Origin of the sequence: Streptomyces sp. NPDC088553 (assembly GCF_044752965.1) — a bacterium.
GTDB lineage: Bacteria > Actinomycetota > Actinomycetes > Streptomycetales > Streptomycetaceae > Streptomyces.
Genome location: NZ_JBIVMG010000008.1, coordinates 300,781 through 313,970 on the forward strand (window position 1 = coordinate 300,781; position 13,190 = coordinate 313,970).

Here is a 13,190-nt window from a genome sequence, read left to right on the forward strand (position 1 = left end):
AGGTGGACTGTTTCCTCGACCTAGTCGTCAACCCCCGTTGTCACGAGTGAGGTCCCCGTGTCCACCACGCCTTCCGTTTCCCCCCAGTCCCCCGAGACCGGCACCGCCCGTGTGAAGCGCGGCATGGCCGAGCAGCTCAAGGGCGGCGTGATCATGGACGTGGTCAACGCCGAGCAGGCGAAGATCGCCGAGGACGCCGGTGCCGTGGCCGTCATGGCCCTGGAGCGGGTCCCCGCGGACATCCGCAAGGACGGCGGCGTGGCCCGCATGTCCGACCCGAACATGATCGAAGAGATCATCGGCGCCGTCTCCATCCCGGTCATGGCCAAGTCCCGCATCGGCCACTTCGTCGAGGCCCAGGTCCTGCAGTCCCTCGGCGTCGACTACATCGACGAGTCCGAGGTCCTCACCCCGGCCGACGAGGTCAACCACTCCGACAAGTGGGCCTTCACGACCCCCTTCGTCTGTGGCGCCACCAACCTGGGCGAGGCCCTGCGCCGTATCGCCGAGGGCGCGGCCATGATCCGCTCCAAGGGTGAGGCCGGCACGGGCAACGTCGTCGAGGCCGTCCGCCACCTGCGCCAGATCAAGAACGAGATCGCCAGGCTCCGCGGCTTCGACAACAACGAGCTGTTCGCCGCCGCCAAGGACCTGCGCGCCCCCTACGAGCTGGTCAAGGAGGTCGCCGAGCTCGGCAAGCTCCCGGTCGTGCTGTTCTCCGCCGGTGGCGTCGCCACCCCCGCCGACGCCGCGCTCATGCGCCAGCTCGGCGCCGAGGGCGTCTTCGTCGGCTCCGGCATCTTCAAGTCGGGCGACCCGGCCAAGCGCGCCGCCGCCATCGTGAAGGCCACCACCTTCTACGACGACCCGAAGATCATCGCGGACGCCTCCCGCAACCTGGGCGAGGCCATGGTCGGCATCAACTGCGACACCCTCCCCGAGTCCGAGCGCTACGCCAACCGCGGCTGGTAATCACTCATGAGCACACCCGTGATCGGTGTCCTGGCACTCCAGGGCGACGTACGGGAGCACCTGATCGCCCTGGCCGCGGCTGACGCCGTGGCCAGGCCGGTCCGGCGCCCCGAAGAGCTGGCCGAGATCGACGGTCTGGTCATCCCCGGCGGGGAGTCCACCACCATCTCCAAGCTGGCCGAGCTGTTCGGCATGGCGGAGCCGCTGCGCGAGCGGATAGCCGCCGGTCTGCCGGTCTACGGCACCTGCGCCGGTCTGATCATGCTCGCCGAGAAGATCCTCGACCCGCGTTCGGGCCAGGAGACCTTCGGTGGCATCGACATGATCGTCCGCCGCAACGCCTTCGGGCGGCAGAACGAGTCCTTCGAGGCCGGCGTCACCGTCGCGGGCATCGAGGACGGCCCCGTCGAGGGCGTCTTCATCCGGGCCCCCTGGGTGGAGTCCGTCGGCGCCGAGGTCGAGATCCTCGCCGAGCACGAGGGTCACATCGTCGCCGTACGGCAGGGCCGGGTCCTCGCGACCTCGTTCCACCCGGAGCTCACCGGGGATCACCGTATTCACGCCCTGTTCGTCGACATGGTGCGCGCGGCACGCTGATCCGATCCCGGTAGGATCTCTGGGGTTCGTTCAGAAATGGGTTACGCGAAGGAGACAGGCAGATGTCCGGCCACTCTAAATGGGCTACGACGAAGCACAAGAAGGCCGTGATCGACGCCAAGCGCGGCAAGCTCTTCGCGAAGCTGATCAAGAACATCGAGGTCGCGGCCCGCACGGGCGGCGCCGACCTGGACGGTAACCCGACGCTGTTCGACGCCGTCCAGAAGGCGAAGAAGCAGTCGGTCCCGAACAAGAACATCGACTCCGCGCTCAAGCGCGGTGCGGGTCTTGAGGCCGGCGGCGCCGACTACGAGACGATCATGTACGAGGGCTACGGTCCGAACGGTGTCGCGGTGCTCATCGAGTGCCTCACCGACAACCGCAACCGCGCCGCCTCCGACGTGCGCGTGGCCATGACCCGCAACGGCGGCTCCATGGCCGACCCGGGCTCGGTCTCGTACCTGTTCAACCGCAAGGGCGTCATCGTGCTCCCCAAGGGCGAGCTGTCCGAGGACGACGTCCTGGAGTCGGTGCTCGAGGCCGGTGCCGAGGAGGTCAACGACCTCGGTGAGTCCTTCGAGATCATCAGCGAGGCCACCGACCTGGTCGCGGTCCGCACCGCACTCCAGGACGCCGGCATCGACTACGACTCCGCCGAGTCCAGCTTCGTCCCGACCATGCAGGTCGAGCTCGACGAAGAGGGCGCGCGCAAGATCTTCAAGCTGATCGACGCGCTGGAGGACAGCGACGACGTGCAGAACGTCTTCGCCAACTTCGACGTCAGCGACGAGGTCATGGAGAAGGTCGACGCCTGATCCGGGCCGTCGATCGACGAGGTTCCGCAGCGGGCCGACGGGGACACGCCCCCGTCGGCCCGCTGTCGTTCGTGCGGCGTTGTCGGTGGCAGCGGATAGCCTGCACAAACAGGTGAGCGAGGAGGGGGTGCGGCGTGCGTGTTCTCGGGGTGGACCCGGGTCTGACCCGGTGCGGCGTCGGCGTCGTCGAGGGTGTCGCCGGACGGCCCCTCACCATGCTCGGCGTGGGCGTGGTGCGGACGGCCGCGGACGACGACATCGGGGTGCGCCTCGTCGGCATCGAGCGTGGCATCGAGGAGTGGCTCGACCGCTTCTCACCCGAACTGGTCGCCGTGGAGCGGGTGTTCAGCCAGCACAACGTTCGTACGGTGATGGGCACCGCCCAGGCCAGTGCCGTCGCCATGCTCTGCGCCTCGCGCCGCGGCATCCCCGTCGCCCTGCACACCCCCAGCGAGGTCAAGGCCGCCGTCACCGGCAGCGGCCGCGCCGACAAGGCGCAGGTCGGGGCCATGGTGACCCGGCTGCTCCGGCTCGCCGCGCCGCCCAAGCCGGCCGACGCCGCCGACGCCCTCGCCCTCGCCATCTGCCACATCTGGCGCGCCCCCGCCCAGAACCGTCTCCAACAGGCCGTCGCCGAGAACCGTCTCCAGCAGGCGGTCGCCCGGCAGGCGGCCGCAGTGAAAGGCCGAACCCGATGATCGCCTTCGTCAGCGGCCCGGTCGCCGCGCTCGCCCCCACCACGGCCGTCATCGAGGTCGGCGGTGTGGGCATGGCCGTCCAGTGCACGCCGGGCACGCTCGCGGGACTGCGGATCGGTGAGGACGCCCGGCTCGCCACCTCCCTCGTCGTACGGGAGGACTCCCTCACCCTGTACGGCTTCGCGGACGACGACGAGCGGCAGGTCTTCGAGCTCCTCCAGACCGCCAGCGGCGTCGGACCCCGACTCGCCCAGGCCATGCTCGGGGTGCACAGCCCCGACGCCCTGCGCCTCGCCGTGTCCACCGGTGACGAGAAGGCCCTCATGGCCGTCCCCGGCATCGGCAAGAAGGGCGCGCAGAAACTCCTCCTCGAACTGAAGGACAAGCTCGGCGCGCCGCTCGGCAGCAGTGGCATGGTCGGCGCGCAGCGGGCGGCGGCCTCCGGGCCCGCGCCGTGGACGGAGCAGCTGTCCGCCGCGCTGATCGGCCTCGGCTACGCGTCGCGCGAGGCGGAGGAGGCGGTGGCGGCGGTGACCCCGCAGGCCGAGGCGGCGATCGCCGCGGGTGGCTCGGCACCGGTGCCGCAGCTGCTGCGGGCGGCCCTGCAGTCCCTGAACCGCGCCCGCTGACGGGCCCCGCCGCGCGGGGCCTTCCCCACCCCGCCGCACCGACCACCGCACCACCACCGAGAAGGCAGAAGAACCGTGAACTGGGACGACGAGACCACCGGCGACGACGAGGCGCGCATCGTCGGGGCATCGGCCGAGGGGGACGACCAGGCCGTCGAGGCGGCGCTGCGGCCCAAGGACCTCAGTGAGTTCGTCGGCCAGGAGAAGGTCCGTCAGCAGCTCGACCTGGTCCTCAAAGCGGCCCGTCAGCGCGGCGCCACCGCCGACCACGTGCTGCTCTCCGGCGCCCCCGGCCTCGGCAAGACCACCCTCTCGATGATCATCGCCGCCGAGATGAACGCGCCGATCCGCATCACCTCGGGCCCCGCCATCCAGCACGCCGGCGACCTCGCCGCGATCCTCTCCTCCCTCCAGGAGGGCGAGATCCTCTTCCTCGACGAGATCCACCGGATGTCCCGGCCCGCCGAGGAGATGCTCTACATGGCGATGGAGGACTTCCGGGTCGACGTCATCGTCGGCAAGGGCCCCGGCGCCACCGCGATCCCGCTCGAACTCCCGCCCTTCACCCTGGTCGGCGCCACCACCCGGGCCGGACTCCTGCCGCCGCCGCTGCGCGACCGCTTCGGCTTCACCGGGCACATGGAGTTCTACGACCCGGCCGAGCTCCAGCGCGTGATCCACCGCTCCGCCGGACTCCTCGACGTCGAGATCGACCCGGCGGGCGCCGCCGAGATCGCCGGCCGGTCCCGCGGCACCCCCCGCATCGCCAACCGGCTGCTCCGCCGCGTCCGCGACTACGCGCAGGTCAGGGCCGACGGCGTCATCACCCGGGAGATCGCCGAGGCGGCCCTCAGCGTGTACGAGGTCGACGGCCGCGGGCTCGACCGGCTCGACCGCGCGGTCCTGGAGGCCCTGCTCAAGCTCTTCGGCGGCGGTCCGGTCGGCCTCTCCACGCTGGCCGTCGCGGTGGGGGAGGAGCGCGAGACCGTCGAGGAGGTCGCCGAACCCTTCCTCGTACGGGAGGGACTGCTGGCCCGTACGCCCCGTGGCCGGGTCGCCACCCCCGCGGCATGGGCGCATCTCGGACTGGTTCCGCCGCAGGCAGCGGGCCCAGGGGCGGCCGGAAGCGGACAACAGGGGCTCTTCGGGGCGTGACGGTGCTGACACTCGCCCGGACAGGAACCGGGGTGCGATGCTGGACGTTGTTCAGTCGATGCGGACTCGCCTAGACTCCGCCGATGCCGCCCTTTCTGGTCGGCGCGCCCACCCCCGAAGATCAGGCCGCGGGTTCTCCGCGACCGTGCGAAGGAAACCCGTCCCGTGAGCATCGTGACCCTCCTCCCCTTCATCGTCCTCATCGGGGCCATGTTCCTGATGACCCGCTCTGCCAAGAAGAAGCAGCAGGCGGCGGCGCAGATGCGCAACGAGATGCAGCCCGGCACCGGCGTACGGACGATCGGGGGGATGTACGCCACCGTCAAGGAGATCGGCGACGAGACCGTCCTCCTGGAGGTCGCGCCCGGCGTGCACGCCGTCTACGCCAAGAACGCGATCGGCGCCGTCCTCGAGGACTCCGAGTACAACCGCATCGTCCACGGTGACGACGAGGACGCGGACTCCGACACGGTCGTCCCGGACGACGCCTCGTCGCTGACCGAGGCCGCCGAGGCCACGGAGACCGTCGAGGACGCGCCGAAGGCCGATCTGACGAAGAAGTCGGACGCGACCGACGCTGCGGAGGGCCAGAAGGACGGCAAGGCCGACGGCGAGACCGACGCGAAGTAGTCGCGGCCGAGGACACCGCGCACGCCCACCGGCGTGCGCGGTTCTCGGAACGGTTCCACGTCTGCGGGGGAAGGTCCCCACACACACTTCGTGGCCGTCCCGCGCACACCCGGCGCGCGACGGTTGGACAGGGAGATACGACAGGTGGCAGCACCGAAGAAGGGCCGAAGGCCGGCGGGGGGACAGAGCCGGCCGGGCCGCGCCCTGGCACTCATCCTGATCGCCATGGTCGCGCTCACCGGCGGCATGTTCTGGTCGGGGCACACCACCCCGCGCCTGGGCATCGACCTCGCCGGCGGTACGTCGATCACGCTCAAGGCCAAGGCTGAGCCGGGCCAGGAGTCGGCGGTCAACGAGACCAACATGAACACCGCCGTCGGCATCATCGAGCGCCGGGTCAACGGTCTCGGTGTCTCCGAGGCCGAGGTCCAGACGCAGGGCAAAGAGAACATCATCGTCAACATCCCTCGCGGGACGAACGAGAAGCAGGCCCGGGAGCAGGTCGGTACCACCGCCCAGCTCTACTTCCGGCCCGTTCTCGGCGTGACGAACGGTGGACCCGCCGTGGCGCCCAGCGCCAGCTCCTCCGGTTCTCCCTCGGCCACGCCGAAGCCGTCCGCCTCCACCTCCGGCTCGTCCGTGGGCGAGAAGCCGGGCACCCCGACGGCCACCGGATCCGCCCAGGGCCGTGCGCTCACCGAGGCCCTCAAGGCCCCGAGCCCCACCCCGACGCCGACCGGCAGCGCCTCGTCGTCCGCGACGCCGAAGGCCACCGGCACCCCGTCGGCGACCCCGGCGCCGGACGCCGCCACCGCGGCGCTCCAGCAGAAGTTCACCTCCCTGAACTGCCTCGACCCCAAGCAGCGCAGCGCCGCCGGCCAGGGCGTCAAGCCCAGCGATCCCACCGTCGCCTGTGGCGAGGACGCGCCGGGCGTGTGGTCGAAGTACCTCCTCGGCCCCGCCGAGGTCGAGGGCCGTGACGTCGACGACGCCCAGGGCGCCTTCGACCAGCAGCGCGGCATGTGGATCGTCACCATGGACTTCACGAGCGCGGGCTCCAAGAAGTTCCAGGCGATCACCGGCAAGCTGTCGGCGCAGGCCGACCCGCAGAACCGGTTCGCGATCGTCCTGGACGGTGAGGTCGTCTCGGCCCCGTCGGTGCGCCAGACGCTGAGCGCCAGCGCCGAGATCTCCGGCAACTTCAACCAGCAGTCGGCCCAGGACCTCGGCAACATCCTGTCGTACGGTGCCCTGCCGCTGACCTTCGAGACGCAGAGCGTCGACACGGTCACCGCCGCGCTCGGAGGCGAGCAGCTGAAGGCCGGTCTGATCGCCGGCGCCATCGGCCTCGCCCTGGTCATCATCTACCTGGTGGCCTACTACCGCGGCCTGTCGCTGATCGCCATCCTCAGCCTCGGCGTCTCCGCGCTGCTCACCTACGTGATCATGGCCCTGCTCGGCCCGGCCATCGGCTTCGCGCTGAACCTGCCGGCCGTCTGTGGCGCCATCGTCGCCATCGGTATCACCGCGGACTCGTTCATCGTGTACTTCGAGCGCATCCGTGACGAGCTCCGCGAGGGCCGCACGCTCCGCCCGGCGGTCGAGCGCGCCTGGCCGCGTGCCCGTCGCACCATCCTGGTCTCCGACTTCGTGTCGTTCCTGGCCGCGGCCGTGCTCTTCATCGTCACCGTCGGCAAGGTCCAGGGCTTCGCGTTCACGCTCGGCCTGACCACCCTGCTCGACGTCGTCGTGGTGTTCCTCTTCACCAAGCCGGTCATGACGCTCCTCGCGCGGACCAAGTTCTTCGGCGACGGCCACCCCTGGTCCGGCCTCGACCCGAAGCGACTCGGCGCCAAGCCGCCGCTGCGCCGCACCCGTCGTGCCAATGCCTCTGTCGCTGGCCCTGTCGACCCGAAGGAGGCGTGAGATGTCGAAGCTCGGCGATCTCGGCGCCCGGCTCCACCGTGGTGAGGTCGGCTACGACTTCATCGGCAACCGCAAGATCTGGTATGGCCTGTCCATCCTGATCACCATCACCGCCATCGTCGCCCTGGCCGTCCGCGGCCTCAACATGGGCATCGAGTTCCAGGGCGGTGCCGTCTTCACCACCCCGAAGTCGGAAGTCTCCGTCAGCCAGGCGCAGGAGTACGCGGAAGAGGCCTCCGGCCACGACGCGATCGTCCAGCAGCTCGGCAACGGCTCCCTGCGCATCCAGGTCGGCGGCCTCGACACCGCGCAGTCCGACAAGGTCCGCACGGAGCTCGCCAAGGACCTGAACGTCCCCGAGGACAAGATCGCGGCGGAGCTCGTCGGTCCCAGCTGGGGTGAGCAGATCGCCACCAAGGCCTGGACCGGTCTGGGGATCTTCATGATCCTCGTGGTGATCTATCTGGCCATCGCCTTCGAGTGGAGAATGGCGATCGCGGCGCTCATCGCGCTGATCCACGACCTCACGATCACGGTCGGCATCTACTCGCTGGTCGGCTTCGAGGTCACCGTCGGTACGGTCATCGGTCTGCTGACGATCCTCGGTTATTCGCTGTACGACACGGTCGTCGTCTTCGACTCCCTCAAGGAACAGACGAAGGACATCACGAAGCAGACCCGCTTCACGTACAGCGAGCTGGCCAACCGCTCGATCAACGGCACCCTGGTCCGTTCGATCAACACCACCGTCGTCGCGCTGCTGCCGGTCGCCGGCCTGCTCTTCATCGGTGGTGGCGTCCTCGGCGCCGGCATGCTCAACGACATCTCGCTGTCGCTGTTCGTCGGTCTCGCCGCCGGTGCGTACTCCTCGATCTTCATCGCCACCCCGCTCGTCGCCGACCTCAAGGAGCGCGAGCCGGCGATCAGGGCACTCAAGAAGCGCATCATGACGAAGCGCGCCGGTGAGGCCGCCAAGGGCGAGTCGTACGACGGGTCGGACGACCGCTCCGACGACAACGAGATCGCCGTCGTCGGTCCGCGGGCGAGCCGTCGGGGCCGCTCCTCGGGGCAGCGAGGATGACCGCCCGGGCCGAGGACGTCACCGACCTCCTGCTCAGCCGCATCCGCGACGTACCGGACTACCCGAAGCCGGGCGTGCTGTTCAAGGACATCACGCCGCTGCTCGCGGACCCGGAGGCGTTCACGGCGCTCACCGACGCCCTCGCCGGGCTGTGCTCCGCGCACGGCGCGACGAAGATCGTCGGTCTTGAGGCGCGCGGCTTCATCCTGGCCGCCCCGGTGGCCGTCCGCGCGGGACTGGGCTTCATCCCCGTCCGCAAGGCCGGCAAGCTCCCCGGGGCGACGCTCCGCCAGGCGTACGAGCTGGAGTACGGCACCGCCGAGATCGAGGTGCACGCCGAGGACCTGGCCGCGGGCGACCGCGTCATGGTCATCGACGACGTCCTCGCCACCGGCGGTACGGCCGAGGCCTCGATCGAGCTCATCCGTCGCGCGGGCGCCGAGGTGGCGGGCGTCGCGGTCCTGATGGAACTCGGTTTCCTCCCGGGCCGCGCCCGCCTGGAGCCGGCTCTGAACGGCGCTCCGCTCACGGCGCTGATCACCGTCTGACATCGGGCTTCACCCCGCACGGGGCGCTCCGGGGAATCCCCGGGGCGCCCCGTCGGTTTTCCGGAGTGTCCCGGTCCGGGACCTGAGGGGCGTGGCACGCCCGTCGCCGGGCCGTTCGCCGCCCCGGCCGCGTGAGCAGTGCGTGTCAGGGCTCGATACGATGGCCTTTCCGGGCCTGACCGGGGGACCCGGCACCTCCCCCAGACTCCGTCCGGGGGGACCCCAGAGGAGCGCTCTTGCCAGACGAGGCCCAGTCACTCTCCGCCGCGCAGCCCGACCCGAAGGCCGACAAGGCCGCGCCGGGGACCGGCACGCCCCAGAACAAGCCCGCGGAGAACGGGCCCGCGCCTGCCGCCTCCGCGTCGCCGGCCCCCAAGCCCCCGGCGCCCGAGGCCCCGGCCCCCACGCGGCCCGCGCCGGCGGCGCCCGCACGCTCGGGCGGCTCGTCCAACCGCGTCCGCGCCCGCCTGGCCCGGCTCGGCGTCCAGCGCTCCTCCCCGTACAACCCGGTCCTCGAACCGCTGCTGCGGATCGTCCGCTCCAACGACCCGAAGATCGAGACGGCGACGCTCCGCCAGATCGAGCGGGCCTACCAGGTCGCCGAGCGCTGGCACCGCGGGCAGAAGCGCAAGAGCGGCGACCCTTACATCACGCACCCGCTCGCCGTGACCACCATCCTCGCCGAGCTCGGCATGGACCCGGCGACCCTGATGGCCGGCCTGCTGCACGACACGGTCGAGGACACCGAGTACGGCCTCGACACCCTGCGCCGGGACTTCGGCGACCAGGTCGCGCTGCTCGTCGACGGCGTCACCAAGCTCGACAAGGTCAAGTTCGGCGAGGCCGCGCAGGCCGAGACCGTCCGCAAGATGGTCGTCGCCATGGCCAAGGACCCGCGCGTCCTGGTCATCAAGCTCGCCGACCGCCTGCACAACATGCGCACCATGCGCTACCTCAAGCGGGAGAAGCAGGAGAAGAAGGCCCGCGAGACCCTCGAGATCTATGCGCCCCTGGCCCACCGCCTGGGCATGAACACCATCAAGTGGGAGCTGGAGGACCTCGCCTTCGCGATCCTCTACCCCAAGATGTACGACGAGATCGTCCGGCTCGTCGCCGAGCGCGCCCCGAAGCGGGACGAATACCTCGCCATAGTGACCGACGAGGTCCAGACCGACCTGCGCGCCGCCCGCATCAAGGCCACCGTCACCGGCCGCCCCAAGCACTACTACAGCGTCTACCAGAAGATGATCGTCCGCGGCCGTGACTTCGCGGAGATCTACGACCTGGTCGGCATCCGCGTCCTCGTGGACACCGTCCGCGACTGCTACGCGGCCCTCGGCACCGTCCACGCGCGATGGAACCCGGTCCCCGGCCGGTTCAAGGACTACATCGCGATGCCGAAGTTCAACATGTACCAGTCGCTGCACACGACGGTCATCGGACCCAACGGCAAGCCCGTCGAGCTGCAGATCCGCACCTTCGACATGCACCGGCGCGCCGAGTACGGCATCGCCGCGCACTGGAAGTACAAGCAGGAGGCCGTCGCCGGTGCCTCCAAGGTCCGCGCCGACGTCCCGAAGCGGACCGGCAAGGACGACCACCTCAACGACATGGCGTGGCTGCGCCAGCTCCTCGACTGGCAGAAGGAGACCGAGGACCCCAGCGAGTTCCTGGAGTCCCTGCGCTTCGACCTCTCGCGCAACGAGGTCTTCGTCTTCACGCCCAAGGGCGACGTCATCGCGCTGCCCGCCGGCGCGACCCCCGTCGACTTCTCGTACGCCGTCCACACCGAGGTCGGCCACCGCACCATAGGGGCGCGGGTCAACGGGCGGCTGGTGCCGCTCGAATCGACCCTCGACAACGGCGACCTGGTCGAGGTCTTCACCTCCAAGGCCGCCGGGGCCGGGCCCTCCCGCGACTGGCTGGGCTTCGTCAAGTCCCCGCGCGCCCGCAACAAGATCCGGGCCTGGTTCTCCAAGGAGCGCCGCGACGAGGCCATCGAGCAGGGCAAGGACGCCATCGCGCGGGCCATGCGCAAGCAGAACCTGCCGATCCAGCGGATCCTCACCGGCGACTCCCTCGTCACCCTCGCCCACGAGATGCGCTACAGCGACATCTCCTCGCTGTACGCGGCGATCGGCGAGGGCCATGTCACCGCCCAGTCCATCGTGCAGAAGCTGGTCCAGGCGCTCGGGGGCGAGGAGGCGGCGACCGAGGACATCGACGAGACGGCCCCGCCCGTCCGCGGCCGCTCCAAGCGCCGTTCCAACGCCGACCCCGGGGTCGTCGTCAAGGGCGTCGAGGACGTCTGGGTGAAGCTGGCCCGCTGTTGCACCCCCGTGCCCGGCGACCCGATCATCGGCTTCGTCACCCGCGGCAGTGGCGTATCGGTTCACCGCAGCGACTGCGTCAACGTGGAGTCGCTCTCCCGGGAGCCGGAGCGGATCCTCGAGGTCGAGTGGGCGCCCACCCAGTCCTCGGTCTTCCTCGTCGCCATCCAGGTCGAGGCCCTGGACCGCTCGCGGCTGCTCTCCGACGTCACCCGGGTCCTCTCGGACCAGCACGTCAACATCCTGTCGGCGGCCGTCCAGACCTCCCGCGACCGGGTGGCCACCTCGCGTTTCACCTTCGAGATGGGCGACCCGAAGCACCTGGGCCACGTCCTGAAGGCCGTACGCGGCGTGGAGGGCGTCTACGACGTGTACCGCGTGACCTCGGCCCGCAGGCCGTAACGGCGGATACGAGGAAGGCCCCCCGGCTCAGCGCCGGGGGGCCTTCCTCGTACGGTCACGGCCGTGTCAGCCGCCGAACTCCTCCAGGCCCTTCATGGCCTGGTCGAGCAGGGCCTGGCGGCCCTCCAGCTCACGGGAGAGCTTGTCGGCCTTGGCGTCGTTGCCGGCGGCCCGGGCCGCGTCGATCTGCTTGCGCAGCTTCTCGACCGCGTCCTGGAGCTGACCGGTCAGACCCGCGGCACGCGCGCGCGCCTCCGGGTTCGTCCGGCGCCACTCGGTCTCCTCGGCCTCCTGGATGGCCCGCTCCACCGTGTGCATCCGGCCCTCGACCTTGGGACGGGCGTCACGCGGGACGTGGCCGATGGCCTCCCACCGCTCGTTGAGGGACCTGAAGGCGGCGCGCGCCGCCTTCAGGTCCGACACCGGCAGCAGCTTCTCGGCCTCGGTCGCGAGCTCCTCCTTGAGCTTGAGGTTCTCGGTCTGCTCCGCGTCCCGCTCGGCGAAGACCTCGCCGCGCGCCGCGAAGAAGACGTCCTGAGCGCCGCGGAAGCGGTTCCACAGGTCGTCCTCGTGCTCGCGCTGGGCGCGGCCGGCCGCCTTCCACTCCGTCATCAGGTCGCGGTAGCGGGCCGCCGTGGTGCCCCAGTCGGTGGAGTTCGACAGCGACTCCGCCTCGGCGACCAGGCGCTCCTTGGCCTTGCGGGCGTCCTCGCGCTGGGCGTCCAGCGAGGCGAAGTGGGCCTTGCGGCGCTTCGAGAACGCCGAGCGGGCGTGCGAGAAGCGGTGCCACAGCTCGTCGTCGGACTTGCGGTCGAGCCGGGGCAGGCCCTTCCAGGTGTCCACGAGCGCGCGCAGCCGCTCGCCCGCGGAGCGCCACTGCTCGCTCTGGGCCAGCTCCTCGGCCTCGGTGACGAGCTTCTCCTTGGCGGAGCGCGCCTCGTCGGTCTGCTTGGCCTTCTGGGCCTTGCGCTCCTCGCGGCGCGAGTCGACGGTCTCGACGAGCTTGTCGAGGCGGGTCGCGAGGGCGGCCAGGTCGCCGACGGCGTGGTGCTCGTCGACCTGCTGGCGGATGTGCTCGATCGCCGCGGTGGCGTCCTTCGCCGAGAGGTCGGTGGTCTTCACCCGCTTCTCGAGGAGGCCGATCTCGACAACCAAGCCCTCGTACTTGCGCTCGAAGTAGGCCAGAGCCTCCTCAGGGGTGCCGGCCTGCCACGATCCGACGACCTTCTCGCCTTCGGCCGTCCGCACGTACACGGTGCCCGTCTCGTCGACGCGGCCCCACGGGTCGCTGCTCACAGCGCCTCCTCACCATGATGCCGTCGCGGGGTCGTACCCCCCGGGCATCGTCCACAGTTTCCCGGCGGGCCTCGCCCGCCATCCGCAGCGCGGCCGACGGCCCAACGCTGC

The 13,190-nt window shown here is 70.5% G+C and carries 12 protein-coding genes; 11 read left to right on the plus strand and 1 reads right to left on the minus strand.

Features of this window, described 5'->3' with window-relative positions; genetic code table 11:
* The first annotated feature begins 57 nt into the window (after positions 1–57).
* The 11 genes from pdxS to ACIP8Z_RS27800 all read left to right on the plus strand — a co-directional run bounded on the left by pdxS (position 58) and on the right by ACIP8Z_RS27800 (position 11,783).
* A complete protein-coding gene (gene pdxS, locus ACIP8Z_RS27750) occupies positions 58–972 on the plus strand; it encodes a pyridoxal 5'-phosphate synthase lyase subunit PdxS (protein WP_030204560.1) in 915 nt (304 codons plus the stop codon).
* 6 nt (positions 973–978) lie between these two features.
* Positions 979–1,569: a pyridoxal 5'-phosphate synthase glutaminase subunit PdxT gene (pdxT, locus tag ACIP8Z_RS27755; protein ID WP_063886646.1), complete on the plus strand. Its 591-nt coding sequence runs from the start codon at positions 979–981 to the stop codon at positions 1,567–1,569.
* Between the two features lie 62 nt (positions 1,570–1,631).
* Positions 1,632–2,384, plus strand: coding sequence for a YebC/PmpR family DNA-binding transcriptional regulator (locus tag ACIP8Z_RS27760; protein ID WP_319318076.1), 753 nt, complete (start codon positions 1,632–1,634; stop codon positions 2,382–2,384).
* Positions 2,385–2,518: 134 nt separating this feature from the next.
* The gene (ruvC, locus tag ACIP8Z_RS27765; protein ID WP_402088042.1) at positions 2,519–3,082 is read left to right on the plus strand and encodes a crossover junction endodeoxyribonuclease RuvC; all 564 of its coding nucleotides are present in this window, start codon (positions 2,519–2,521) and stop codon (positions 3,080–3,082) included.
* Positions 3,079–3,711: a Holliday junction branch migration protein RuvA gene (gene ruvA / locus ACIP8Z_RS27770; RefSeq protein WP_402088045.1), complete on the plus strand. Its 633-nt coding sequence runs from the start codon at positions 3,079–3,081 to the stop codon at positions 3,709–3,711. The genes ruvC and ruvA overlap by 4 nt, the downstream gene beginning before the upstream one ends.
* A 75-nt stretch (positions 3,712–3,786) precedes the next feature.
* Complete coding sequence (gene ruvB, locus ACIP8Z_RS27775; RefSeq protein ID WP_030316238.1) at positions 3,787–4,866, plus strand: Holliday junction branch migration DNA helicase RuvB; 1,080 nt, start codon at positions 3,787–3,789, stop codon at positions 4,864–4,866.
* 165 nt (positions 4,867–5,031) lie between these two features.
* Positions 5,032–5,496 carry a preprotein translocase subunit YajC gene (gene yajC, locus ACIP8Z_RS27780; protein ID WP_319318070.1) on the plus strand — a complete coding sequence of 155 codons (465 nt, stop codon included), beginning with the start codon at positions 5,032–5,034 and terminating at the stop codon, positions 5,494–5,496.
* 144 nt (positions 5,497–5,640) lie between these two features.
* Positions 5,641–7,422 carry a protein translocase subunit SecD gene (gene secD / locus ACIP8Z_RS27785; protein ID WP_402088049.1) on the plus strand — a complete coding sequence of 594 codons (1,782 nt, stop codon included), beginning with the start codon at positions 5,641–5,643 and terminating at the stop codon, positions 7,420–7,422.
* A 1-nt stretch (position 7,423) separates the two neighbouring features.
* Positions 7,424–8,503 carry a protein translocase subunit SecF gene (secF, locus tag ACIP8Z_RS27790; RefSeq protein WP_402088052.1) on the plus strand — a complete coding sequence of 360 codons (1,080 nt, stop codon included), beginning with the start codon at positions 7,424–7,426 and terminating at the stop codon, positions 8,501–8,503.
* A complete protein-coding gene (locus ACIP8Z_RS27795; protein WP_402088055.1) occupies positions 8,500–9,051 on the plus strand; it encodes an adenine phosphoribosyltransferase in 552 nt (183 codons plus the stop codon). The genes secF and ACIP8Z_RS27795 overlap by 4 nt, the downstream gene beginning before the upstream one ends.
* A 236-nt stretch (positions 9,052–9,287) precedes the next feature.
* A complete protein-coding gene (locus tag ACIP8Z_RS27800) occupies positions 9,288–11,783 on the plus strand; it encodes a bifunctional (p)ppGpp synthetase/guanosine-3',5'-bis(diphosphate) 3'-pyrophosphohydrolase (RefSeq protein WP_319318062.1) in 2,496 nt (831 codons plus the stop codon).
* Positions 11,784–11,849: 66 nt separating this feature from the next.
* Here the strand turns inward: ACIP8Z_RS27800 and ACIP8Z_RS27805 are convergent, their stop codons facing one another.
* Complete coding sequence (locus ACIP8Z_RS27805) at positions 11,850–13,079, minus strand: DUF349 domain-containing protein (protein WP_402088058.1); 1,230 nt, start codon at positions 13,077–13,079, stop codon at positions 11,850–11,852.
* Positions 13,080–13,190 lie beyond the last annotated feature (111 nt).

Coding starts and splice junctions, on each gene's coding strand:
- ruvA (WP_402088045.1), top strand. CDS start 3,079: ATGATCGCCTTCGTCAGCGGCCCGGTCGCCGCGCTCGCCCCCACCACG.
- ACIP8Z_RS27760 (WP_319318076.1), top strand. CDS start 1,632: ATGTCCGGCCACTCTAAATGGGCTACGACGAAGCACAAGAAGGCCGTG.
- pdxT (WP_063886646.1), top strand. CDS start 979: ATGAGCACACCCGTGATCGGTGTCCTGGCACTCCAGGGCGACGTACGG.
- ACIP8Z_RS27795 (WP_402088055.1), top strand. CDS start 8,500: ATGACCGCCCGGGCCGAGGACGTCACCGACCTCCTGCTCAGCCGCATC.
- secF (WP_402088052.1), top strand. CDS start 7,424: ATGTCGAAGCTCGGCGATCTCGGCGCCCGGCTCCACCGTGGTGAGGTC.